Origin of the sequence: Rathayibacter sp. AY1G1, from assembly GCF_002932095.1 — a bacterium.
In the GTDB taxonomy this organism is placed as follows: domain Bacteria; phylum Actinomycetota; class Actinomycetes; order Actinomycetales; family Microbacteriaceae; genus Rathayibacter.
In genome coordinates this window covers 124,299-145,898 of record NZ_PSUZ01000003.1, presented here as the reverse complement: position 1 = coordinate 145,898, position 21,600 = coordinate 124,299, and the positions used below count along the sequence as shown (strand labels likewise).

The following is a 21,600-nucleotide window of genomic DNA, read 5'->3' as shown; positions in this document are numbered from 1 at the left end:
ATGGATCGGGACGAGGAGCTGCTCCTGGCGGTGCTGAACAGCGCGCCCGTGGTGGACGGACGGCCGACGGACGACCTCGGCGACGCGGCCGGTCGCGAGCTCGCCCGGCGGTGGGGCGGAGTCGGCACCGAGGACGAGCTCGAGCAGCTGCGCCGTGCCCGCGACGCGCTCCAAGCGGTCGTGCGCTCGGGCGCGCCCGAATCCGTCGCGGAGCTCGCGGACCTGGTCGCGCACGCCGTGCGCACCCCGCGCGTCACCGGTGAGGGCGTCGTGTGGGAGCTGAGCGCTCCCGAGCCGGATCGCCTCGCGGTGGAGTCGGTCCTCGCCTGGTCCGCCGTGAACGCCCGCTTCCCCGGGCGGCTCCGCGCTTGCGCGAACGACGAGTGCAACCTCTTCCTCCTCGACCGCAGCCGCCCCGGCACCGCCAAGTGGTGCTCGATGGCGACGTGCGGCAACCGGATGAAGGCCCGCGCGCACGCGAGCCGGTCGCGGGACTGAGGGCGGCCGGGAGGCGCAGCGGCGAAGGCTACGCGGCGCGCAGCCGGGCCGTTGATGCGGACGCCTGCGCTCGAGCCCGTTGCAGGGCGTCCTCGCGTCCGGCCGCGTCGAGGCGGGCGGGACCGTAGGTGACCACCGGGGGCAGGACGTCGTAGCCGACGAACTCGAGCATCCCGCGATGGATGTGGAAGAGGAACGACTGCAGGTCGCCGTAGCCGTCGGCGGCGCCGGGCGCGAAGGCCAATTCGCCACCTCCCGTCGTCAGCAGGAGCATCGCGGTCCTGCCGCGCAGGCCGCCTTCGGCGAAGACGCCGTGCTCGCCTCCGAACGTCGCGCCCATCACGAAGACGCGGTCGATCCAGCCCTTCATGATCGCCGGCATCGAGAACCACCACAGGGGGAACGAGAGCACCAGGAGATCCGCCTGCAGCAGCTCGTCGAGATCGCTCGTGACGGGCTCCCCGAGCGTCTTATCGAGGACCGCGGTCATCTGCTGCGCCTGCGGCTTGAAGTAGCCGGAGCCGGCCGCGAACTGGTCGCGGTGCAGCACCGGGTCCCGGCCCTCGGCGTACAGGTCGAGCCGGCGCACCTCCATGCCGTCGGCCCTCAGCTGCTCGAGGACCGCGTCCGCCTGCGCCGAGGAGAAGGACCGCTCCTCGGGATGGGCGTGGACGAGCAGAGCACGGCGAGCGGGAGCGGTCTCGGAAGCATCGGTCATGCCGCCGATCATATCGACGATTTGCGATACGTCGCTAGATCGACGCTCCGAGCCGCTTCAGGAGCCCGTCGACGTCGGCGTCGCTCCTCCGGTAGTGGGTGTACTTCCCCACGCGCGTCGAGCGGACGAGGCCCGCGCGCTCCAGGGATCCCATATACGACGAGATGGTCGACTGCGCGAGACCGCTCTTCGCGGCGAGATGCGTGACGCAGACCCCGAACTCGGCGCGGTCGGCGATCGGCTCGAACTCGCTGAACGACGCCTCAGGAGAGCGGAGCCACTCCATGATCTGCAGTCGCGTGGGATTGCCCAGTGCCTTCAGCACCTCGACCAGTCCCGTGTCCACCGCGCCATTCTCCCCTGCTCGCCGCCCGGGCGCCTCCGCGCCGGAATCACCCTCCGCCCGGACGCACCCCGCTCACGGCAGCAGGATCACCTTGCCGTCGAGCGTCCGGGACTCGGCGAGCTCCATCGCCTCGACGATCCCCGTGAGCGGGAAGCGGGCGGCGATGTTGGCCGTCAGCGAGCCGTCGGCGAGGAGTCCGAGCACGCGGCCGAGGTCCTCCTCGAGCCGCGCACGGAAGCGCGCGGGGCGCAGCGAGTGGCCCGCCCAGAGGTCGTAGAAGACCGCGCGCCGGCCGTTGGGGGCGAGCCGGTAGGCCTGGATCCGCGCGAGCTGGCGGAGGAAGGGGGGCCAGATACTCCCGGTGCTCGCGCTGACGATCGCGTACGCGACGAGGGTGCCGCCGGGCGCGAGCAGCGACCACACCAGCCGGGTCGTCGCTCCGCCGACGTTGTCGAAGACGGCCTGCACTCCGCCGGGAGCGAGCTCGCGCACGCGAGCGGCGAGGTCGGGATCGGCGTAGTCGACGGGCTCCACTCCGGCCGCTCGGAGGGCCTCGTGGTGGCGGGGCGAGGCGGCGCCGATCACGCGGATCCCCTCGAGGCGGGCGAGGCGGTGCACGAGGCCGCCGACTCCGCCGTTCGCGCCGAACAGGAGGATCGTGTCGCCGCGGGAGACCCGGGCCGAGCGGTGCAGCATCTGCCACGCCGTCACTCCGTTGACCACGACGGCCTCGGCGTCCTCCGACGCGACCGCATCGGGGACGACCACGCAGTCGCGGGCGGCGACACGGGCGTGCCCGGTCCAGCCGCCGGTCTTGGTGAGCGCGGCGACCCGGCGGCCCTCGAGCGACGCGTCGCCGCCGGGGCCGACCGCGAGGACCCGGCCGACGAGGTCGTAGCCGGGCGTGAAGGGGAACGGCGGCTGGGCGAAGTAGCGGCCGCGGCGCATCGACTGCTCGGCGAACGAGATGCCGGTGGCCTCGACGGCGACGAGCAGCTCGCCGGCCGCGGGCGGCTCGACCGGCGCCTGCTCGAGGAGCAGTCCGGACGGCTCGACGATCCCGGGGAGGACGACGCGGGTGGTGGTGCGGGGAAGGGTGGTGGACATGAGGGGCTCCTGGAGGTTGTGGTGAGTGACTGGACAGTCACAATCGCGGACATGAAAGGGGAGGGTGGTGAAGAGGAGGAGAAGGAGGAGGGGAAGGAGAAGAGGGCAGACGAGAGGACCGCGGGCTCAGTCGCGGTGCCGGATGCCGTCGGAGACGATGCGGGCCCACTCGGAGTCGACGCCGCCGAGGTCGGTCTGCACGATCAGGTGGCAGAGCTGCCCGTAGGCGACGAAGCGCTGCACGGCCGGGCCGTCGGCTCCGGAGACGACGGTGACCGTCCGGACGACCGCGGAGATCCCGCGGCGCACCGCCTCGCGGATCTCGGGGACGTCGCACGCGCTCTGCGCCTGCGACTGCAGCATGATCAGGTCGCGGTCGGCGATCAGGTCGATGTAGGCGACGGTCATCGCCTCGAGCCGGTCGGCCGGGTCCGAGGAGGGCGAGGCCTCCCCCGCCGCCGCGAGCGTGGTCGCCACCTGCTCGTAGCAGCGGTCGACCGCGGCGACGAAGACGCCGAGCTTGCCCGGGAACAGGCGGAAGACGTAGGCGGGCGAGACGCCGGCCTCGGCGGCGACCTCGGTGATCGGAGTCGCGGCGTAGCCGGTGCGCGCGAACACGTGGAGCGCCGCCGCGGTGATCCGCTCGCGCTGCGCCTCGGCGGTGGAGCGGGAGGAGGGGGAAGGCATGTGACTGATCGAACACTTACTTCGCTCGCCTGTCAAGAGCGCTGCCGGACGAGTCGACACGCGGGCCGGATCAGGAGCCCCGACGACTCCGTCAGCAGTACCGACGCAGGCCTGCCGGCCAGGAGGGGCGCGCGCCGCTCCGGAGCTCGAGCGCGCCTCCTCCGCCCTGCCGAAAATGGTTCGGCTACCGTCCGTGGCGGGCCGAGTTCCTCGGTCCGCCACCCGAGGAGGGATTGCCCATGCACGATTCGACCGAGGCTGCCGTCGTTAAGAGGGTCCTGGAGGACGAGATCCTCGAGAACTACGCCTCCGTGGTGGACGTGGTCCGGACCTGGATCGAGAGCCCGAACAGCGTCTGCATCGTCTACCGGCGCCGTCTCGACGGCGACCATCTGATCGGTCAGCGCTTCCGCTTCCCACCGCACGCCGCGAACGACGATCCCGTCTCGACGGGAGTCGATGCGGCGCTGAACACGGCCGAGCCCCTCGGCGCGCCCTTGGAACGCGCGCGGCTCGCGGACGGGGTCTTCTGGTTCGCGATACCGCCGACCGACGCACTGCCCGCCATCCCCGACGGGCCGTCAGCACCGAGCCGGGACTGAGCGACGGCGGCGAGCTCGACCGGGCACCCCCTACCCCGCACCCCCACCCCGCCCCTAGGTTGGGGGGACCCGCATCGCCGACCGCGCACCACTGAGTTCCGATGGAGGAACGCCATGGCCACGACACCCGTGCTCCGCAGGATCGCGATCGCGCTGGTCGCGGTCGTCGCAGTGGGAGTGGCGGGTGCCGCACCGGCGTCCGCTCTCGACAGGCCCCTCTCCGGGTACCTGAAGGACAGCGGGCTCACGCCCGAGAAGATCCGCGACTTCCTCGGCGGACCCCTCATCTCGCCCTCGACGCAGGTGGGCTACGGCGGAGCGGTCTCGAGCGTCGACGCGAACGCGAGCCGCGTGGGCATGGAGGTGCTGAAGCGCGGCGGCAACGCAGCTGACGCCGCTGTCGCCACGGCCGCCGCCCTCGGCGTGAGTGAGCCCTACAGCGCCGGCATCGGCGGAGGCGGGTACTTCGTCTACTTCGACAAGGCCTCCGGCGAGGTCAGCACCATCGACGGACGCGAGACAGCGCCGGCCGGCATCACCTCGGACGCGTTCCTCGACCCCGCGACCGGAGCCCCGTACCCGTTCACCCCGGACCTCGTCTCCTCCGGCGTCGCGGTCGGCGTGCCCGGCACGGTGGCGACCTGGGACACCGCGGTCGACCGCTTCGGCACCCTGCCGCTCCCCGTCGTGCTGGCGCCCTCGATCGCGCTCGCGGCGAAGGGCTTCCGGGTGGACGAGACCTTCCGCAACCAGACGCTCGACAACCTCGAGCGGTTCCAGGCGTTCCCCGACACGGCCGAGCTCTTCCTCCCCGGTGGGGACGCGCCGAAGGTGGGCAGCACCTTCCGCAACCTCGACCTCGCGAAGACGCTGACCTCCATCGCCGTCCACGGGCCGGCCGCGTTCTACGAGGGCGCGCTGGCCGCCGAGATCGCCGACACGGTCCAGAACCCGCGGATCGCCGAGGGGTCGGACCTCCCCGCCCCGGCCGGCACGATGACCGCCGCCGACCTCGCGGCGTACTCGGTCGCCGAGCAGGCGCCGACCCGCGTCTCCTACCGCGGACTCGACGTCTACGGGATGGCGCCCTCCTCCTCCGGCGGGATCGCGGTCGGCGAGGCCCTCAACATCCTCGAGAACCACGACCTCGCGGCCGAGGACACCGGCAGCGCCCTGCACCTCTACCTCGAGGCGTCCGCCCGCGCCTTCGCCGACCGGGGCGCCTACGTCGGCGACCCCGCCTTCGTCGACGTGCCCACCGAGACGCTCCTCAGCCAGGAGTTCGCGGACTCGCGGGACTGCACGATCGACCCGGCGACCGCCTCCGTCCGCCCGGTCGCGCCCGGCGCTCTCGACGGCTCCGGATGCGCGACCGCCCCCGCCGCGGAGGAGTCGGACACCGAGAACATCTCCACGACCCACCTCTCGGTCGTCGACAAGTGGGGCAACGCCGCCTCCTACACGCTGACGATCGAGCAGACCGGCGGCTCGGCGATGACCGTCCCCGGCCGCGGCTTCCTCCTCAACAACGAGATGACCGACTTCTCCCCCACCTTCGTCGACGGGGACCCGAACCGGATCGAGCCGGGCAAGCGCCCGCGCTCGTCGATGTCGCCGACGATCGTGCTCGACGGCGGGGACGTGCGGTTCGTCGTCGGCTCGCCGGGCGGATCGACGATCATCACGACGGTCCTGCAGACGCTGGTCAACCGCATCGACCTCGGCATGACGCTCCCCGAGGCGGTGGCAGCGCCCCGCGCCTCCCAGCGCAACGGCGCGACGACCTCCGCCGAGCCCGAGTTCATCGAGGCGTACGCCGACGACCTCGCTCCCTTCGGCCAGCAGCTGGTCCCCTCGGGCGACACCTTCACCTCGGCCGCGCAGATCGGGGCGGTGGCCGCCATCGAGGTCGACCCCTCCGGCCGGATGACCGCGGTCGCCGAACCGGTGCGGCGCGGCGGCGGCGTCGGGCTGGTGGTCCGGCCCGAGAAGTGACGCCCCGGAGCCTCCGCGGCCCGCTGAGAGGAACCGTCGGCCGGCCGCCCCTCTCGCCCGGGAGCGGTCCTCCGCGGGAAGGAGGCGTCTGCGACACTGGGGAGATGTCGTCGTCGCGCCCGCTGCGCACCCTCCGGGGCGTCGTCGCGGCGACGGTGGCGACGCTCGTCGCACTGTTCTCGCACGTGGCCGGCGGCGGCCAGATCCCGGGTCCGCTCGGTGTCGCGATGCCGCTCGTCCTGTCGGTCCTGGTGTGCGTGGCGCTCGCCGGGCGCAGGCTCTCCCTCGTCCGCCTGGCGGTCTCGGTGGGAGTCAGCCAGTTCCTGTTCCACACGCTCTTCACGATCGGGACCTTCGCGGGGCCGGTCGATGCGCCGACCCTGCACGCGCGCCACGGTGCCGTGATCGACGTCAGCGCGGCGATGACGCACAGCGGGATGACCGGCTCCTCGATGTGGGCGGCGCACCTCGTCGCCGCCGTCGCGACGACCGCGGCGCTCCACCGCGGCGAGTCCCTCCTCGTCAGTGTCGCCGCGACGACGAGCCACCTCGTCACCCGCCTGGTGCGGGTCCTGCCGACTCCGGTGGCCGCTCCTCGACCCGCGCGACGCTCCTCCTTCGAACTGCGCGACGTGCTCCCCCTCGCCTCGGGCGTCTTCCCCCAGGCGGCGCTGCGGCGCGGCCCCCCTCTGCAGCCCGCCTCCTGATCATCGACGCGAGCCGCGGCGAGGACCTCCCCGGAGGTCCCCGCAGCGTCTGACCGACCCGTCTCCTCCCTGGACCCTCGCGAACGGCGCGCCCCTCACCGGGACGGCGGAGGCCGACGAGCCCGACTTCGAGGCGACGACGACCATCGGCTTCCCGGTGATCCCGGAGTTCTCGCACATGAGGCGCGCCCGCTCGGAGAACACCGCCGAGCGCTTCCACCGCCGGGCCTACAACTACGACGACACCCCGACGGGCGAGGACATCTCGAACTCCGGGCTGATCTTCGCGGCGTTCCAGGCCGACGTCACCGCGCAGTTCGTGCCGATCCAGAAGCGCCTGGACGAGCTGGACCTGCTCAACGAGTGGACGACGCCGATCGGCTCCGCCGTCTTCGCGATCCCGCCGGGCTGCGTCGAGGGCGGCTGCATCGGCGACACCCTCCTCTGACCCTCACCGGCACCCGCCACAGCACCGAAGGACCAGAAGCATGGCCACAACCGCCACGAGACCCCGCGACTCCGCCGACACCCCGCCCCCGCCGCACAGAAGCAGCGCAGGCTGGCTCGGACAGCTGCTGCTCCGCCTGCACTTCTCCGCCGCCCTGTTCGTCGGGCCGTTCATCCTCGTCGCCGCGACCAGCGGAGCGCTCTACGCACTCACCCCGCAGCTCGAGCAGGTCGTCTACGCGCAGGAGCTGCACGCCCCCGAAGCGGACACCTACGTGCCCCTGGCCGACCAGATCGACGCCGCCGACGCGTACACCGGAGGCGGGCAGAGCATCGTCGCCGTCCGCCCCGCACCGAACCCCGGCGACACCACCCGGGTGATGTACGCGGACCCGTCGCTCGGCGCCAGCGAGACCCGCGCGGTCTTCATCGACCCGGCCACCGCCGACGTCCGCGGCGACCTCACCGCCTACGGCACCAGCGGCGCCCTGCCGTTGCGGACCTGGATCAGCGACCTGCACCGGACGCTGCACCTCGGGGACGTGGGCCGCTCCTACAGCGAGCTCGCCGCCTCCTGGCTGGGGGTCGTCGCCCTCGCCGGCCTGGGCCTCTGGATCATCCGCCTCCGCCGCGCCCGCGTGAAGAGGGACCTGCTGCGCCCCGCGCCGAGGACCACCGGCTACAAGCGCCTGTTCTCCTGGCACGCCTCCACCGGCGTCTGGCTGCTCGTCGGCGCCCTGTTCCTCTCGACCACAGGCATCACCTGGTCGCTCTACGGAGGCGGGAACTTCGAGACCCTCCGCTCCGCAGTCGGCTGGACCACGCCCTCGCTGGGGACGACGCTCGGCGACCGGACCGGCGAGGTGGCCGACGAGCACGCCGGGCACGCCGGACACGGCGCGGCCACCGGCGACGCCGTCGAGTCGACGGCGGGCTACTCGCCGGCCGCCTACGACTCGGTGCTCTCGGTCGCCCGCGAGGTCAACGTGAACACGGGACTGGTCGAGATCCGGCCGCCCGCGGCGGAGGGCTCGGCCTGGGTCGTGCAGGAGATCCAGCGCAGCTTCCCGACCGAGGTCGACGGCGTCGCGATCGACGGGAGCACGATGCAGGTCGTCGACCGGGTCGACTTCGCCGACTTCGGCCTCGTCGCCAAGCTCTCCCGCTGGGGCATCGACACGCACATGGGCTCGATGTTCGGGCTGCCCAACCAGCTGCTGCTGTTCGTCACCGCGGCCGGCATCGCCACGATGGTCGTGCTCGGGTACCTGATGTGGTGGAAGCGCCGCCCCACCCGCGGTCCCCGACGGCTCGGCGGCACCCCGCCGGCCCGGGGAGCGCTCCGGCGCGCGCCGTGGTGGGGAGTCGCGTCCGTCTTGGTCGTCGCCGCCGCGCTCGGGCTGTTCCTCCCGCTCCTGGGGGCGAGCCTCGCGGCCTTCGTGATCGTCGACACGCTGCTGGGGCTCCGACCCGCGCACCGCTGAGCGCGCGGGCGCCGGCCCGGTGAGGTCCACCGGGCCGGCGTCACAGCCCCTTCGGGAAGCCGAGGGAGCGCAGCACGGGGTCGAGGCCCTCCCACAGCTGACGCCGCTCCGCGTCCCGGTCGGCGTCGCTCCCCCGGAGTCCGACCGCCTTCCTCACCGTTGTCTCCGTGGATTCGGGGCAGTTGTCGGCTCCGGAACGCGCCAGGGGTCCCGGGTACGGCTGACCGCCTTCAGCCGCCTGATGGCATGCCGTGATGAGCCGCCCGGGACCCCGCAACGGCAGGACCGCTCATGGAGAGACGCGACCAGATCGCCCCGTGATGACATGCCGGCGAGGTCGTTCACGGCGCACCGCACCCGCTGAACGGAAGGACCCTGCGTGCCCCGACTCCGGGCCGGAATCGACGCCGGCAAGGCCGACCACCACTGCCGGTGAGGGTGCATCGATGATGCTCATCGCGCGCCTCCGAGCCAGAGTCCTGTTGCTGCGGCGATGACGCTGAGGAGGAGCGTGCCGAGGGCGTTGATGGCGGAGGCGAGTTGGCGTCCTTCGGCGAGGAGACGGACGGTTTCGAGGCTGGCGGTGGAGAAGGTGGTGTAGCCGCCGAGGAAGCCGGTGCCGAGGACGAGTCGCCACGGCTCGGGGGCGATGCCTGCGAGGGCGAGGCCGGTGATCAGGCCGAGGAGGAGTGATCCGGTGACGTTGATGACGGTGGTGCCCCAGGGGTAGGCGCCGCCGGTGCGGGCCTTGATGAGCCCGTCGAGGAGGAGCCGTGTTGCGGCTCCGATTCCACCGGCGAGGGAGAGCGCGAGGAACAGTGCGGGTGTCATGCCGGCACCTTCCTCTGCGTGCGTCGCCGGTGGAGTGCTGCGGCGAGGGCGACTCCGGTCCAGGACGCGAGGGCACCGAGCAGGACGGTGCCGAGCGCGTAGAGGGCGGCGGGTGCGGGGTGTCCTGTGGTGAGCAGGTGGGCGGTGTCGGTGGCGAGGGTGCTGTAGGTGGTGAAGCCTCCGAGCGCTCCGGTACCGAGCAGCAGCCGTGCGGTGCGGCGTCGGCCCTCGTCGCTGCCGGCTCTGGCGAGGCTCTCCAGGAGTACGCCGAGCAGGAGCGCGCCGACGATGTTGATGGCGAAGACGACGGTGTCGAAGGCGGGATCGGCGGGGAACGCGAGGGTCAGGCCCTCCCGCGCCCCGGTCCCGACCGTGCCGCCGGCGGCGACGAGGAGGAGGTATCGCGGACGCAGGTGCACGGGTCGTGGCGTCCCGTCGGGGGCGTCGTCGACGTCGAGGTCGCTGTCGACCGGCAGCTCGGGGTCGGGGTCCGGGGGGCGGTGACGGTGGCGGTCATCAGTCACGGGGAGTGGGACCTTTCGGGAGGGGGCGGGTCAGTGGGTGAGACCGTAGTGCAGCGTGGGGTCGAGGTGTTCGATGTCGACGAGGCGGTTGTACTTCGCGACCCTCTCGCCGCGCGCGGGGGCGCCGGATTTGATCTGCCCGACTCCGGTTCCCACCGAGAGGTCGGCGATGAAGGTGTCGAGGGTCTCGCCGGAGCGGTGGGAGACCATGCAGCGCATGCCGGCGTCGTGCGCGGCCGCGATCGCGTCGAGGGTGCCGGTGATGGTGCCGATCTGATTGGGCTTGATGAGTGCGGCGTTGGAGTAGCCGTTGCGGGCTCCGTCGCGGATGCGGTCGGCGTCGGTGACGTAGAGGTCGTCTCCCACGAGCTGCACCCGGTCGCTGATGGCGTGGGCGAGGAGGGCCCAGCCCTCGTGGTCGTCCTCGGCGAAGCCGTCCTCGATGCTGCGGATCGGGTAGTCGGCGATCAGCTTCTCGTAGTAGCGGGCGAGTGCGTCGCGGCCGAGATCGGTGCCGGCGACGGTGTAGTGGCCGTCGCCGTGGAAGAAGCCGTTCGCGGCGGGCGGCGGGATCCATCGCGATCGCGATGTCACCGGTGCCGGGCTGGTATCCGGCGTCGGTGATCGCTGCGACGAGGAGGTCCAGGGCGTCTTCGGGCCGGTCGATGGGGGGCGCGAAGCCGCCCTCGTCGCCGAGCCCGGAGGTGCCGTAGGCGGTGCGGACGCGGGCGGCGAGGGCGTGATAGATCTCGGCGCCGACCTGCACGGCCTCCTCCTCGGTGCCGGCGGAGACGGGGGCGATCATGAACTCTTGGAAGTCGAGGCCGTTCGCGGCGTGCGCGCCACCGTTGATGACGTTGAAGTGCGGGACGGGCAGGGAGGCGGTCGCCCCGGTGTGATCGGCGATCCACCGGTGCAGGGGCAGGCCGGTGCGCGCGGCGAAGGCGCGGGCGGCCGCGATGGAGACGGCGACGACGGAGTTCGCTCCGAGGCGGGCGAGGTTCGCGGTTCCATCCAGTGCTCGCAGCGCTTCGTCGATCTCGCGAAGCGAAGTCCAGGAGTGATCGAGCAGGAGGGCGCGGATCTCGCCGTCGACGGCCGCGACAGCGGAGCGGACTCCGCGTCCGCCGAACGCGGGGCCGCCGTCGCGCAGCTCGACCGCTTCGAACGCGCCCGTCGAGGCGCCCGCGGGGGCGGAGGCGTCCAGGACGGTGTCGTCGTCCAGACGCAGGGTGACAGCGACGGTCGGGAAGCCGCGGGAGTCGAGGATCTGCCGTGCGGCGACGTCGGTGATGACCAGCGGGTGTCCGGCGGGGTGGGTGACGTACTCGCCCGTCCCGTGGATGCTGGTGCGGGTGTGGCTGATGTAGGCGTTCATCAGGTTCCTCCTTCGTGGGCGAGCGTGATCGCCGCCCGGTCGGCTCTTGCGGGGTCGAGGTAGCGTCCGCTCCTCGAGATCGGTGTCCCGGACGGCCCGGTGTCGTACAGGTACGGCTGACCCGTCGGGATGTTCAGATCGCGGACCGCGGCATCGCCGAGGTCCTCGAGAAGGGCCCGCAGCGCGCGCAGGGAGTTGCCGTGCCCGACGATGAGCACCGTCTCGCCCTCCTGGAGGGCGGGCAGGATGCGCTCCTCGAGGAGCGGCTGCAGTCGGTGGACGACGTCGCGCAACGACTCCGTCTCCGTCATCGCCTCGGCCGGCTGCCCACGGAACGCCGCGGACCTGTGCAGCTGCACGAAGGCGGCGGCGGACAGAGCAGGCGGGCGGACGTCCATCGACCGACGCCACTCCAGGAAAGCGTCGGCCCCGTACCGGGCTCCGACGGCGCTTGTGGACAGGCCGGTGAGCGCTCCGTAGTTGCGCTCATTCAGCCGCCACTGGGCCGCGACGATCCGCGGCCGCCCTGGAAGGGCGCCGGCGATTATTCGGGCCGATTCGGTGGAGCGCTGCAGGGTCGACGTGAGGATCAGATCGGGGTCGATCGATGCGTCCCTCAGTAGCGTCGCGGCCTGTCGCGCTTCGTCACGTCCGTGGTCGGTGAGGGGGACGTCGAGGACGCCGCAGAAGAGACCGTCGGCGTTGCCGGTGCTCTCACCGTGGCGCACGAGGACGAGCGGGGGATGCGCGGGCATGGGTCACCTACCTGGTCTCTGATCGAGAAGGTAGGAACCATCAGCCTCGGCGGCAGTTCGAGCTCACGCTCGGGCGGGATCCATCACCACTGTCGTCAGCCTACGCCCGCACCTCGGTCAGGACCAGGGCAGCGGCTCCGAATCATCGACCGGGGCGAGGGGGATCATGAGGGCCGGCCGGTGCTGACGGTGAGCGAGACGGGCGCCGACGGCACCGGAGAAGACCTCCTGCACGGTGCGACGCAGAGACGGCTCCTTCGTGCCGACAATGATCATGACCGCATCGACACGGTCCGCGAGCGTCGCCAGAGCGTGTGCAACGTCACCGGCCATCTGATGCGTCTGCCACGGGACACGGTCACCGACGATCCGGTCAAGCCGCTCGAGGATCGCAGGATCTGGAGCCAGTGGAGTGTCGCAGATGCACTGCGGGCGACACCGGCCCCTTCCCAAGGGTCCGGTCCCCGCCAGCTGCCCGCGCGTACACGTGCGGACGCTGCGGCGTACCCGAGTCGGCTGCTGCTGACGAAGCGCGCCTCGGGAACGAACGGTGGGATCACGCTCGACCCGACGATCGGGGTGTCGTCGAGGACGGCACGCGGTCGAACCGATCACCACGGAGACCACCGCGCGCGAGGCGGTGAGAAGCAGCTCAGGCGCAAGGGGGTCGCGAATCGTCGTCGGCGCGGTTCACTCACTGCATGGATGGTCTGCCCTTCGTTGTTCTCGTCGTCATCTTTCTCGCCGCCGCCGCAGTGGTGTGGGTCGCCGGCATCCAGTTGTCGAAGGCCACAGACGTTCTGGACGCGCGCCTGCACCTGGGGAGTGCGCTGGGCGGTCTGATCGTTCTCGCCGTCGCGACGAACCTGCCGGAGATCGCGATCACCGTGTCCGCCGCGCTCTCCGGGAACCTGGACGTCGCGGTCGGCAACATTCTCGGCGGCATCGCGCTGCAGACCGTGGTCCTCGTCGTCCTCGACCTGTTCGCCAAGCCCGGAAAGGGTGCGAAGCCGCTCACCTACCGTGCCGCGTCCCTCACACTCGTGCTCGAGGGGCTCGTGGTCGTCGCGGTGCTCGCCGTCGTCATCGCCGGCAGCCAGCTGCCCTCCGGACTTGAAGTGCTGCGCCTGACCCCGGACGTCGTCCTCATCGCCGGCCTCTGGGTCGTCGGGCTGCTGCTCGTGCAACGCTCCGGCAAGCACCTCCCCTGGCACGAGGACGGGCGGGCCCCCGACGCGACAGCATCCCCCTCGAAGAAGAAGACGCACCCGATGAGCACACGCAAGGCGACCATCGTGTTCACGATCTCCGCCGCGGCGACCCTCCTCGCCGGTGTCGTGCTCGAGCGCGCCGGTGACGCAGCATCCTCGCAGCTCGGTCTCTCCGGGGTGCTGTTCGGAGCCACCGTGCTCGCTCTCGCCACCTCCCTCCCCGAGATCTCGACCGGGCTGCAAGCCATCAAGCAGGGCGACGACAACCTCGCCATCAGCGACATCTTCGGCGGCAACGCCTTCCTCCCCGTCCTGTTCCTCGTCGCCACCGTCCTCTCCGGCACCGCAGTCCTCCCGCAGGCGAACTCGTCCGACATCTACCTCACCGCTCTCGCCGCCCTGCTCACCCTCGTCTACATCGTCGGACTGATCTTCCGACCCACACGCCGCATCGCCGGCATGGGACTCGACTCGTTGATCGTGCTCGCGCTCTACACCGTCGGCATCGGCGGGCTCTTCGCCATCACCGCGACATGACGTCCGCGCCGCCGTGTGCAGATCGACCAGATCGCTGTAGCTCGAGCAGACACGGCCGCGGGCGTGATCGGCGTAGCGACGAGCCGTGCACCGGTCAGCGCAACTCGTGTGCGATCTCCAGGAACGCCGCCGCGGACGACCCGATGCGATCGGACCAGATGGCGCGGAGGGGTCGCACGAGTGCTGGTCCGCGGAGGGGCACTCGTATCAGTGAGCGCGCGGCGAGATCTCTTTCGACGGTGAGGATGCTCATGACTGCGGGCGCGATGCCGGCGCGGGCGTTCGCTCGGATGATCGCCGTCGTCTCCAGGATCGCGGCGGGAGTCGTGGGTGCGAGCCCGGCGTCGTGGAGCCATGCTTCGAGGGTCGTCCGGGTGCCGGAGCCTTCTTCTCGTGTCAGCAGTGCGGTGCCGGCCAAGTCCTCGGCGCTGATACTCGCCGCGCGTGCCCAGGGGTGGTCCGGTGCTACGACGACAGCGAGTTCGTCCTCCGCGACCACGTCAGAGGAGAGCGTGGCCGTGGACGCCGGTGTCTCGACGAATCCGAGTTGCGCAGCACCGGATCGCACGAGCTCTGTGACCGTGGCTGAATTGCCGGCGATCAGTTGCACACTCACCTCGGGTGTGCGCTGTCGGAATTCGAGGAGCCAGCGTGGGAGCAGCAGTTCGGCGATGGTCTGCGACGCCGCGAGAACCAGTGAGCCGGTCGGCTGTCGCAGTGCCGCCGCGCCCGCCTCGAGGCGGCGGGACGCCTCGAGGACCGGGCCGGCCAACTCGAGCACGAGCCGGCCCGCGTCGGTCATCAGGGACCCGGTCGGAGAGCGGCGCACGAGCGGCTGCCCGATGGCGCGCTCCGCTACCCGCAGACGCGCCGAGACGGCCTGCTGGGTGACGCCGAGGGCTTCGGCAGCGCGGGAGAGCGAGCCCGCCTCGGCGATGCGTTCGAGCACCTCCAGCGTGTCGAGATCCAGGATCCGGTCCGTCAATCGTCGCGTCGCCACAAGCACTCATTGTGCCCCGCCAACACGATCGCTGTATCGGCTGGTGACGGCGATGCTCAGGCTGGAGTCATGACAACTTTCTCCCCCGCCCGCGCATCTTCCTCGATCGGGCATCCTCCGCGGTCGAGGCGCTTGTTCCGGGAGTTGGAGCATCCGGGACTGATCGTGTCGAACCTGACGCCGAACTGGTTCGCGTCGATCATGGGCACCGGCATCGTCGCGGTCGCCGCCGCGTCCCTGCCACTCCAGTTCCCCGGACTCCGTACCGGGGCCACCGTCGTCTGGGCGATCGCCGCGATGCTGCTCGTCGCGCTGACGGTCGCGACCGGGCTGCACTGGGTCCGCTACCGCGCTACAGCGATGAGGCACCACCTGAATCCGGTCCTCTCGCACTTCTACGGCGCGCCTCCCATGGCGTTCCTCACCGTCGGCGCGGGAACCCTCCTCCTCGGCAAGGACTGGATCGGCCTGCCGGCCGCTGTCACCATCGACTGGGTGCTCTGGGGTGCGGGGACTCTCGGCGGGCTGGTGACGGCGGTCCTGGTGCCCTACCTCGCGTTCACCCGGCATGAGAACAAGCCCGATTCGGCGTTCGGCGGCTGGCTGATGCCGATCGTTCCGCCGATGGTGTCCGCTTCCACCGGCGCAGTGCTGCTGCCGTACACGCCCGCCGGGCAAGCGCGGGAGACGCTCCTGTGGTCCTGCTACGGCTTCTTCGGCCTCAGCCTGGTCGCGTCGCTGGTGGTGATCACCCTGATCTGGAACCGGCTCGCGCAGCACAAGGTAGGAGCGGCGGGGATGGTGCCGACGCTGTGGATCGTCCTCGGTCCGGTCGGACAGTCGATCACCGCTGTGAATCTGCTCGCCTCGAACGCGCCCACCGTCGTGGACGCCGGCATGGCGCGTGCGCTGCTGGTCGTGGCTCTGGTGTACGGCTTCGCGATGCTCGGCTTCGCGCTGCTCTGGACCGTCATCGCCCTCGCGATCACCCTCCGCACCGCGAAGGAGCACCTGCCGTTCAGTCTGACGTGGTGGTCGTTCACGTTCCCCGTCGGCACCTGCGTCACCGGACTGAACGGCCTCGCCCTGCACTCCGGTCTCACGGTCGTCGCCGGCCTCGCCGTGCTCTACTACGTCGGCCTGGTCGCCGCGTGGATCATCGTCGCCGCCCGCACGTTCCACGGTTCCGTGATCCGCGGCACCCTGCTCGCACCACCGCGGCCGGCCTGACCGGGATCGAGGAGCATCGTGGATGTCCGAACCCTGAACGCCCTCGCCGAGACCTGGCGGAGTACCGCGGACGCGACCGGACGCTTCGTTCCGGGCTTCGATCCCCGCTCCGGCGGCACCGCCAGTCGCGTCCTGGTGCTGATGCAGTCACCCGGCCCTCGGACGATCGCCGCGGGATCCGCTGCCGTCTGCAGCGAAGACAACCTCGGGCCCACCGCCGCCGCGTTCCGGGCGGCCCGCATCGAGTCCGGACTCTCCCGCGACCACTACGTCCGGTGGAACCTCATCCCGTGGGAGATCCCTGGCCGCGTCCGCCCCGCGGACATCGAGCAGGGCCGGCTCGCGCTCGGTGAGCTGCTGGAGCTGCTGCCCGCGCTCGACGCCGTCGTCACCTACGGGACCGTGGCGCTCGACGGGGTCATGCGCTATCTGACCCTGCACGATGATCCCCGTGTCGTCCCCGTCCTCGCGGCACCGCACCCCTCACCGGCCAACGGGCGTCACCGCGCCGACCAGCACCTCCGCTCCGTGAACGCGCTCCGCCTCGCGAATCGTCTCGGATCCGGTCGGCGAGTCGCAGACTGACGGCACTGAAGGGAGACGTCCGCGTCTCGGTCGTCACCGGTCGCCGTGACCGATGAGGTGTTGATCTCAGACGGCCCCCGTCCTCGAACCGCTGACGGGAACGGCCTGGTCGTCCACGACGTCGACGGTGTACGCCGCGCCGTGCTCGAGCGTGTGGCCGACGGTGCACTGGCGGTCGACCGCCCGGTGGGTGCGCTCGGACAGTGAGGCGATCCGCTCGGGATCGAGCGCCGACAGGTCGGCGCGGATCACGGCGGCGATCGAGTCGTAGCGGTCCTCGCCCTCGGGCTTGGTCGCGGTGATGTCGGTGGTCGCTTCGAAGTCGGCTCCGAGCCGGCTGGCGAGGATGTGGTCCGAGGAGAGCATGCCGCAGGCGGCGAGGGCGAGGTGCAGCAGCTCGCCGGGCGAGAACACGCCGTCGGCGTCCGACCCGCCGATGCGGACCTCGGCTCCTCGCGCGTTGCGGCCGATGAAGCTTCTCGGGCCCTCGCGGGTGATGTGCAGCGGCGTGGTCTCGGTGCTCATGGTCTGCTCCTGTCCGGTGCCCGCGGCACCGCGGGCAGTGTCGGTGTCTCCTGCGGGTGGGCGGTGTCTCAGGTGTCGGTGCGGACGAGGGGGGAGTTCGTGCCGCGGACCCTGATGTCGACGCCGGTGATCTCCGACCGGGCGACGCCCGTGGACGCCGCCAGGTCGACGGCGCGCCGCCCGGCCGCCGTCCAGGTGGCGACGGTGATCGTGCTGCCGTCTGTGCGGGTGATCACGAGTTCGTACTCCGCGTCGGCGGGCGCATCACCACTGTAGGTGCAGCTCCACTCCAGCCGGGTGCCCCACGGCTTCCCCTCGACCTGGATGTCCGCAGCGAGAGCGGGATCGGCCGCGATCGGGTCCATCGGTTCGAGGGTCGCCTCGCTCGCCACGGGAGCGCCCGCGATGCCCGTGCCGAGAGCGACACCTCCGAAGACGGAGGCGGTGACGGCGGCCGCGACGGCGAGGGACGTCACCAGCCGGCGCCGACGTCGGCGCGTCCGGACACGGTGGGCGATGGCGGGCAGCGTCACCATCGACGGCGGCGCCTCCTCGCCGTCGTCCGATGCGCTGATGGCGAGAGCGTCCTCGACGGAGAGGCGGCCGACGATGCCGGGCAGTCCTGCCAGCTCTGCCACGGCCGCGCGGCAGGCCGCGCAGCCGCTGAGGTGCTGCTCGTACTCGAGTCGCTGATCTGCGGGGAGAGCGCCGAGGACGTAGGACGCGTCCCAGTCGCGGTACTCGTCCTCCGTCGCAGAGCTTCCGTGGTGGTCGTTCATCGGGTGACGCCCCTTTCCTGCAGAGCCAGTCGCAGTCCGCGCAGTCCGTAGTGCAATCGAGATTTCGCTGTTCCCTCGGGGATGGAGTGCCGGCGGGCGATCTCGGGGACGGTGTGTCCGAGGAAGTACGCGTCCACCACGATCTGACGATGCTCCACCGACAGCGATGCGAGAGCGTCGGCGACCAGGATGCTGTCCAGGACCGCGTCGGTGCGATCGGGGACGGCGCCGCCGCCGTCTTCGTCCTTCGCCGGCACCTCGCGTCGGCTCCGAGCGGATCGGGCGTCGTCGATGACGAGGTTGCGGGCGACGGTGAACAGCCATGCGCGAGCGGCGTCGGCGTCGCGTTCGAGGACCTGCGGGCGCTGCCAGGCCCGGACCATCGTCTCCTGCACGACGTCCTCCGTCAGCGCCGCGTTCCGAGTGAGGTTCTGCACGAAGCGCCGCAAGGCCGGGCCGTGACTCTCGTACAGCGCCGCCAGGAGCTCATCGACGGGGCGGGGCACAACGCTCACCGCCTCGAAGCGCCACGGTGCGCTCCCTCATCACGGTTGCTGCGATCACTGCCGGTCATCCCTTCCGTCCATGCCTGTCGAGAACCGGCGACCCGGCCCGACGATGCGCTTCGCTGCGCGGGGACGGGTCGCCGTCGCATCAGGACGCCGGGGTGGCGGTGCTCATGGCCGCGGCTTCCTTGTTCATCGTGCCGTCGGGGAGGAGGACGTACCAGGCGTCCTTCACACCCTGCCCGTTGACCTGGCCCGGCGCGGTGTCCTTCGCGAACCGGTAGACCGGCCATCCGTCGACGGTCAGCTGGGTCGTCCCGTCGGTGCGCGTGATCGAGCCGACCTCTCCGGTGATCCCGTCCGCGGCGGTCGTGCTGGACGCCGACACGGCCGGCCAGGTCGTGGCGCACTCGTCGTAGCAGCTGCTGCTGCCCGAGTTCTGCGTGTCCTTGGCGAATGTGTAGACGGTGTAGCCGGCCTCGTCCGTGATGATCTCGCCCAGCGGCGAGGACGCCGTCGTGAGAGCCGCCGTCCCAGCGGAGGCGGTCGCGGTGGCGGAGGCCATCGCGGTGGCGGAGGGGCTGTCGGCCGGCGCTTCCGACGAGGCGGCCGAGCCGGCGGCCGTCGAGCATCCGGCGAGAAGGACGGCGGCGAACGCCGCAGTCGTCACAGTGGTCGCGATTCGCTTGAGCATGATGCCTCCTGTAGTGCGGGGGCCGAGGTGGTCCCACCGAGGACACGACACAGCAGTCGCGGACGTTCAACGACGCGAGAAGATCGCTGGGAGAGCATCCGCGCAGCGGGCGGATTCAGTGAGAGCGACGATCCGTTGCGCGCTCCTTCGCGTGAAGGCCCGAGGCTGCGCGCTGCTCTCCACGGCGGCGTGCGAGCAGTGATCGACCATGTGCGCGACGGCTGCGGCCTGCCCGGCCGCCCGCGCGGCAGCGGTGGCGGCAGGCTCGCCCGCCTGCGTCGCGGCGCGGGCTGCGGCGTGCGCCGTGAAGGCCGCCGTGCGGCACTCGGTCATCGGAGCCTCGCCCCGCCCCCAGGCGAGGAGGACGTCGAGCGCGCGCCGGGGCCGGGCATTGTCCGGGTCCCGCTCCTCGAACGCGGGGAGGGCGCGCTCCGCGCACTCCGCCGCCCACCGCGCGAGCGCCCGGTGGACCTCCGGCTCCGGATCCGCCCGGGCCGGCTCCTCCGCTCCGCCCACGGGTCTTCCTCCGATTCCGGAGCTCAGCTGGCTCTTCCCAGATGAGGGTGTAGGTCGGCCGGGCGCGTCGGTCCGCAGATAGACGTCGAGGTCTCCCGACGACGGAGGTTCCTACGCCATCCATCCGAAAGACCTCGACGTGACCGACGCTACCCCGCCGGCCGGCTTCGGCCTCCCTGACCTGACCGCCTTCGCGTCTCATCCCAGTCGACCCTGATCGAGTCTGCTGACCCCCTCGACGAGAACGCAGCGACATCACAGCCACCCAACCCCCGACCGTCCGGGAAGCCGGGACACGTCACATGACCTGTGCTGCGGGCGTGTCGAGTGGGTCGTCCAGGGGCGACGCAGGAGCGTCGACGCGACGTGCTGAGAGGTGGTTCCAGTCGAGCACTAGGACACCGGCTACAGGCATGGCGATAGGTCAGGAACGGCGTCGCTCCCTGCGCAGGAGGGAGCGCAGAGTCTCGGCATTCGCGTAGCCGACCCGTCGCGCGATCTCGGCGGAGGTGAAGTCCGTGGTTGCTGAGAGGTGCCGAGCTCGTTCGATGCGAAGCCGTTGGACGAAGCCGAGCGGAGTGAGGTTGAGCGCCGCACGGACTCGTCGTTCGAGGGTGCGCCGGCTGGTGCCGAGCGACTGCGCGACGAAGGCGACGTTGAACGGTTCGTCCAGGCGGGCGCGCACGAAGCGTTCGAACTCGACGACGATCGGGTCCTCGTGCCGGAGATGTTCGTAGGCGACGAAGGCCGCCTGAGACGGACGCTCGTCGATGATGAGGAGCTTGGCGACATGTTGGGCCAGGTCGGGGCTGATCGATCGCACGAGTGAGAGCGCGAGGTCGATGTGGGCGAACGCGGCGCCGGCGGTGACGAGGTTCCCGTCGACCACGACCATGGTGTCGAGATCGAGGGCGACGGTCGGATAGCGCTTCAGGAACTCCGGCCCCAGGAACCAGCTGGTCGTCGCCCTCCGATGATGCATCCGTCCGGTCTCGGCGACAGCGAACACGCCGGTGCACGCCGCGGCGATCCGGGTGGTCGCCTCGTCGAGGCGCCCGAGCGAGGCGATGACCGAACGAGCATCTCGGCTCTGGAGGACGTCGTTGGTAGCGGCGGCCGTAAGGGTTCCAAGCGCAGGGACGACGACCACGTCGAACTCTCCGGACTCCGACAGCGGGTGGTCCACCGACAGGGTCATCGATGCCGTCGTGGTCACTCGCCGTTTCGGTCCGAGGATGGCGAGTTCGATCGGGTCGATCCGCGGGTCGACATCGCCGCGGGCTCCGTCGGCCACCCGCACGATGTCGATGATCGACGCGATAGCCGAACCGAAGCAGCCGTCGATCGCGATCAGTCCGATACGCATGACGTAAACAGTAGCAATACTGCCGTATACGCCACTCCCCACCGGCCCTCGCTCGTCATACGCTGAACTCGTCCCACGAAGAACCCCGACGTCAAGGAGAGTCCCTCATGTCCACACCCGCATCACTTCCGTATGCCTTCGTCGCCAAGATCGTCGCGGCCGATGGACAGCACGACGCGGTCGCCGATCTGCTCGCCGGCGCTGTCGCACTCGCCAACGAAGAAGTAGGAACGATTGTCTGGTTCGCGGTCAGGACCCACGCCGACACCTTCTGGATCTTCGATGCATTCCCCGACGAAGCCGCTCGCGACGCCCACGCCAACGGCGCCATCGTCGCAGCCCTGATGGCCAACCAGCACCTCCTCGGCGCAGCACCCGAGATCCTGGCGGCCGACGTCCTCGCGTCCAAGCTCCCGTAGTCCGCCAACGCACGAGACGATCGCGCCCCGCCGAGCCGTCGCCAGGTCGCGACGCAACGCCACGCTGCGTTGCCGAGCGGTGCGAGGCCTATCGGCACACGGACAGGATGCCGGCCGCGAGCGCTCAGCCGGCGAGGGGTCCGTCGCAGAGGA

25 protein-coding genes, 2 pseudogenes and 1 riboswitch are annotated in these 21,600 nt (G+C 71.2%); of the genes and pseudogenes, 10 read left to right on the top strand and 17 right to left on the bottom strand.

The annotated features are described in order from the left end of the window. Nucleotides 1–498 carry a CGNR zinc finger domain-containing protein gene (locus C5C36_RS03065; protein ID WP_104309228.1) on the top strand — a complete coding sequence of 166 codons (498 nt, stop codon included), beginning with the start codon at nucleotides 1–3 and terminating at the stop codon, nucleotides 496–498. A gap of 28 nt (nucleotides 499–526) precedes the next feature. Here the strand turns inward: C5C36_RS03065 and C5C36_RS03060 are convergent, their stop codons facing one another. The 4 genes from C5C36_RS03060 to C5C36_RS03045 form a co-directional block, all read right to left on the bottom strand. Beyond that, on the bottom strand, nucleotides 527–1,216 hold the full coding sequence (locus tag C5C36_RS03060) for an NAD(P)H-dependent oxidoreductase (RefSeq protein ID WP_104309248.1): 690 nt from the start codon (nucleotides 1,214–1,216) through the stop codon (nucleotides 527–529). A 34-nt stretch (nucleotides 1,217–1,250) separates the two neighbouring features. Next, complete coding sequence (locus C5C36_RS03055) at nucleotides 1,251–1,562, bottom strand: helix-turn-helix transcriptional regulator (RefSeq protein WP_244230566.1); 312 nt, start codon at nucleotides 1,560–1,562, stop codon at nucleotides 1,251–1,253. 72 nt (nucleotides 1,563–1,634) lie between these two features. Beyond that, the gene (locus tag C5C36_RS03050) at nucleotides 1,635–2,669 is read right to left on the bottom strand and encodes a medium chain dehydrogenase/reductase family protein (RefSeq protein ID WP_104309227.1); all 1,035 of its coding nucleotides are present in this window, start codon (nucleotides 2,667–2,669) and stop codon (nucleotides 1,635–1,637) included. A 126-nt stretch (nucleotides 2,670–2,795) separates the two neighbouring features. After that, a complete protein-coding gene (locus tag C5C36_RS03045; RefSeq protein ID WP_104261361.1) occupies nucleotides 2,796–3,356 on the bottom strand; it encodes a TetR/AcrR family transcriptional regulator in 561 nt (186 codons plus the stop codon). A 239-nt stretch (nucleotides 3,357–3,595) separates the two neighbouring features. On the opposite strand from C5C36_RS03045, the gene C5C36_RS03040 reads away from it, so the two are divergent. From C5C36_RS03040 to C5C36_RS03020, 5 genes and pseudogenes are all read left to right on the top strand, one after another. Then, nucleotides 3,596–3,958 (top strand): hypothetical protein, encoded by a 363-nt coding sequence (locus C5C36_RS03040; protein ID WP_104224922.1) that lies wholly within the window; start codon nucleotides 3,596–3,598, stop codon nucleotides 3,956–3,958. A gap of 114 nt (nucleotides 3,959–4,072) precedes the next feature. Continuing rightward, nucleotides 4,073–5,953 carry a gamma-glutamyltransferase gene (ggt, locus tag C5C36_RS03035; RefSeq protein WP_104309226.1) on the top strand — a complete coding sequence of 627 codons (1,881 nt, stop codon included), beginning with the start codon at nucleotides 4,073–4,075 and terminating at the stop codon, nucleotides 5,951–5,953. A gap of 104 nt (nucleotides 5,954–6,057) precedes the next feature. Then, the gene (locus tag C5C36_RS03030; protein ID WP_104309225.1) at nucleotides 6,058–6,660 is read left to right on the top strand and encodes a hypothetical protein; all 603 of its coding nucleotides are present in this window, start codon (nucleotides 6,058–6,060) and stop codon (nucleotides 6,658–6,660) included. Nucleotides 6,661–6,736: 76 nt separating this feature from the next. Next, nucleotides 6,737–7,108: pseudogene (locus C5C36_RS03025) on the top strand (Dyp-type peroxidase); the annotation flags it as partial. Between the two features lie 40 nt (nucleotides 7,109–7,148). After that, a complete protein-coding gene (locus tag C5C36_RS03020) occupies nucleotides 7,149–8,591 on the top strand; it encodes a PepSY domain-containing protein (protein WP_104309224.1) in 1,443 nt (480 codons plus the stop codon). 453 nt (nucleotides 8,592–9,044) lie between these two features. Here C5C36_RS03020 and crcB read toward each other — a convergent pair whose 3' ends face one another. The 6 genes and pseudogenes from crcB to C5C36_RS02995 form a co-directional block, all read right to left on the bottom strand. Beyond that, nucleotides 9,045–9,422: a fluoride efflux transporter CrcB gene (crcB, locus tag C5C36_RS03015; RefSeq protein WP_104224798.1), complete on the bottom strand. Its 378-nt coding sequence runs from the start codon at nucleotides 9,420–9,422 to the stop codon at nucleotides 9,045–9,047. After that, the gene (locus C5C36_RS03010; protein ID WP_258062373.1) at nucleotides 9,419–9,946 is read right to left on the bottom strand and encodes a CrcB family protein; all 528 of its coding nucleotides are present in this window, start codon (nucleotides 9,944–9,946) and stop codon (nucleotides 9,419–9,421) included. Before C5C36_RS03010 ends, crcB begins: the two co-directional genes overlap by 4 nt. A 30-nt stretch (nucleotides 9,947–9,976) precedes the next feature. Further along, the gene (locus C5C36_RS17950; protein WP_258072174.1) at nucleotides 9,977–10,540 is read right to left on the bottom strand and encodes a hypothetical protein; all 564 of its coding nucleotides are present in this window, start codon (nucleotides 10,538–10,540) and stop codon (nucleotides 9,977–9,979) included. A gap of 28 nt (nucleotides 10,541–10,568) precedes the next feature. Then, nucleotides 10,569–11,324: pseudogene (locus tag C5C36_RS17945) on the bottom strand (phosphopyruvate hydratase); the annotation flags it as partial. Beyond that, nucleotides 11,324–12,079, bottom strand: coding sequence for a 2,3-diphosphoglycerate-dependent phosphoglycerate mutase (locus C5C36_RS03000; protein ID WP_104267627.1), 756 nt, complete (start codon nucleotides 12,077–12,079; stop codon nucleotides 11,324–11,326). The gene C5C36_RS03000 and the pseudogene C5C36_RS17945, both read right to left, overlap by 1 nt. 24 nt (nucleotides 12,080–12,103) lie before the next feature. Beyond that, a riboswitch (Fluoride riboswitch) is annotated at nucleotides 12,104–12,176 on the bottom strand. Between the two features lie 20 nt (nucleotides 12,177–12,196). Beyond that, nucleotides 12,197–12,355: a hypothetical protein gene (locus C5C36_RS02995; protein WP_181027259.1), complete on the bottom strand. Its 159-nt coding sequence runs from the start codon at nucleotides 12,353–12,355 to the stop codon at nucleotides 12,197–12,199. 425 nt (nucleotides 12,356–12,780) lie between these two features. On the opposite strand from C5C36_RS02995, the gene C5C36_RS02990 reads away from it, so the two are divergent. Continuing rightward, the gene (locus C5C36_RS02990) at nucleotides 12,781–13,827 is read left to right on the top strand and encodes a sodium:calcium antiporter (protein WP_104309223.1); all 1,047 of its coding nucleotides are present in this window, start codon (nucleotides 12,781–12,783) and stop codon (nucleotides 13,825–13,827) included. 94 nt (nucleotides 13,828–13,921) lie between these two features. On the opposite strand, the gene C5C36_RS02985 is transcribed toward C5C36_RS02990, so the two are convergent. After that, nucleotides 13,922–14,827 carry a LysR family transcriptional regulator gene (locus C5C36_RS02985; protein ID WP_104309222.1) on the bottom strand — a complete coding sequence of 302 codons (906 nt, stop codon included), beginning with the start codon at nucleotides 14,825–14,827 and terminating at the stop codon, nucleotides 13,922–13,924. Between the two features lie 165 nt (nucleotides 14,828–14,992). Between C5C36_RS02985 and C5C36_RS02980 the strand changes: the two genes are divergently transcribed. Then, nucleotides 14,993–16,057 carry a TDT family transporter gene (locus C5C36_RS02980; protein ID WP_258072172.1) on the top strand — a complete coding sequence of 355 codons (1,065 nt, stop codon included), beginning with the start codon at nucleotides 14,993–14,995 and terminating at the stop codon, nucleotides 16,055–16,057. Between the two features lie 18 nt (nucleotides 16,058–16,075). Continuing rightward, nucleotides 16,076–16,642, top strand: a complete 567-nt coding sequence (locus C5C36_RS02975; protein ID WP_258068752.1) for a uracil-DNA glycosylase family protein — start codon at nucleotides 16,076–16,078, stop codon at nucleotides 16,640–16,642. Between the two features lie 66 nt (nucleotides 16,643–16,708). Here C5C36_RS02975 and C5C36_RS02970 read toward each other — a convergent pair whose 3' ends face one another. The 6 genes from C5C36_RS02970 to C5C36_RS02945 all read right to left on the bottom strand — a co-directional run bounded on the left by C5C36_RS02970 (nucleotide 16,709) and on the right by C5C36_RS02945 (nucleotide 21,028). Next, entirely contained in the window at nucleotides 16,709–17,167 is a 459-nt protein-coding gene (locus tag C5C36_RS02970) for an OsmC family protein (RefSeq protein ID WP_104263392.1), read from the bottom strand. A 68-nt stretch (nucleotides 17,168–17,235) separates the two neighbouring features. Then, nucleotides 17,236–17,946: an anti-sigma factor gene (locus C5C36_RS02965; protein ID WP_104257433.1), complete on the bottom strand. Its 711-nt coding sequence runs from the start codon at nucleotides 17,944–17,946 to the stop codon at nucleotides 17,236–17,238. Then, nucleotides 17,943–18,452: a sigma-70 family RNA polymerase sigma factor gene (locus C5C36_RS02960; protein ID WP_056865923.1), complete on the bottom strand. Its 510-nt coding sequence runs from the start codon at nucleotides 18,450–18,452 to the stop codon at nucleotides 17,943–17,945. Before C5C36_RS02960 ends, C5C36_RS02965 begins: the two co-directional genes overlap by 4 nt. A 148-nt stretch (nucleotides 18,453–18,600) precedes the next feature. Then, a complete protein-coding gene (locus C5C36_RS02955) occupies nucleotides 18,601–19,146 on the bottom strand; it encodes a hypothetical protein (RefSeq protein ID WP_104224787.1) in 546 nt (181 codons plus the stop codon). 66 nt (nucleotides 19,147–19,212) lie between these two features. Then, nucleotides 19,213–19,662, bottom strand: a complete 450-nt coding sequence (locus tag C5C36_RS18240; RefSeq protein ID WP_374954342.1) for a putative immunity protein — start codon at nucleotides 19,660–19,662, stop codon at nucleotides 19,213–19,215. A 424-nt stretch (nucleotides 19,663–20,086) separates the two neighbouring features. Beyond that, the gene (locus C5C36_RS02945; RefSeq protein ID WP_104309219.1) at nucleotides 20,087–21,028 is read right to left on the bottom strand and encodes a GlxA family transcriptional regulator; all 942 of its coding nucleotides are present in this window, start codon (nucleotides 21,026–21,028) and stop codon (nucleotides 20,087–20,089) included. A gap of 107 nt (nucleotides 21,029–21,135) precedes the next feature. Here C5C36_RS02945 and C5C36_RS02940 point away from each other — a divergent pair, with 107 nt between their 5' ends. Beyond that, nucleotides 21,136–21,447, top strand: a complete 312-nt coding sequence (locus C5C36_RS02940) for a putative quinol monooxygenase (RefSeq protein WP_033107114.1) — start codon at nucleotides 21,136–21,138, stop codon at nucleotides 21,445–21,447. Nucleotides 21,448–21,600: the final 153 nt, after the last annotated feature.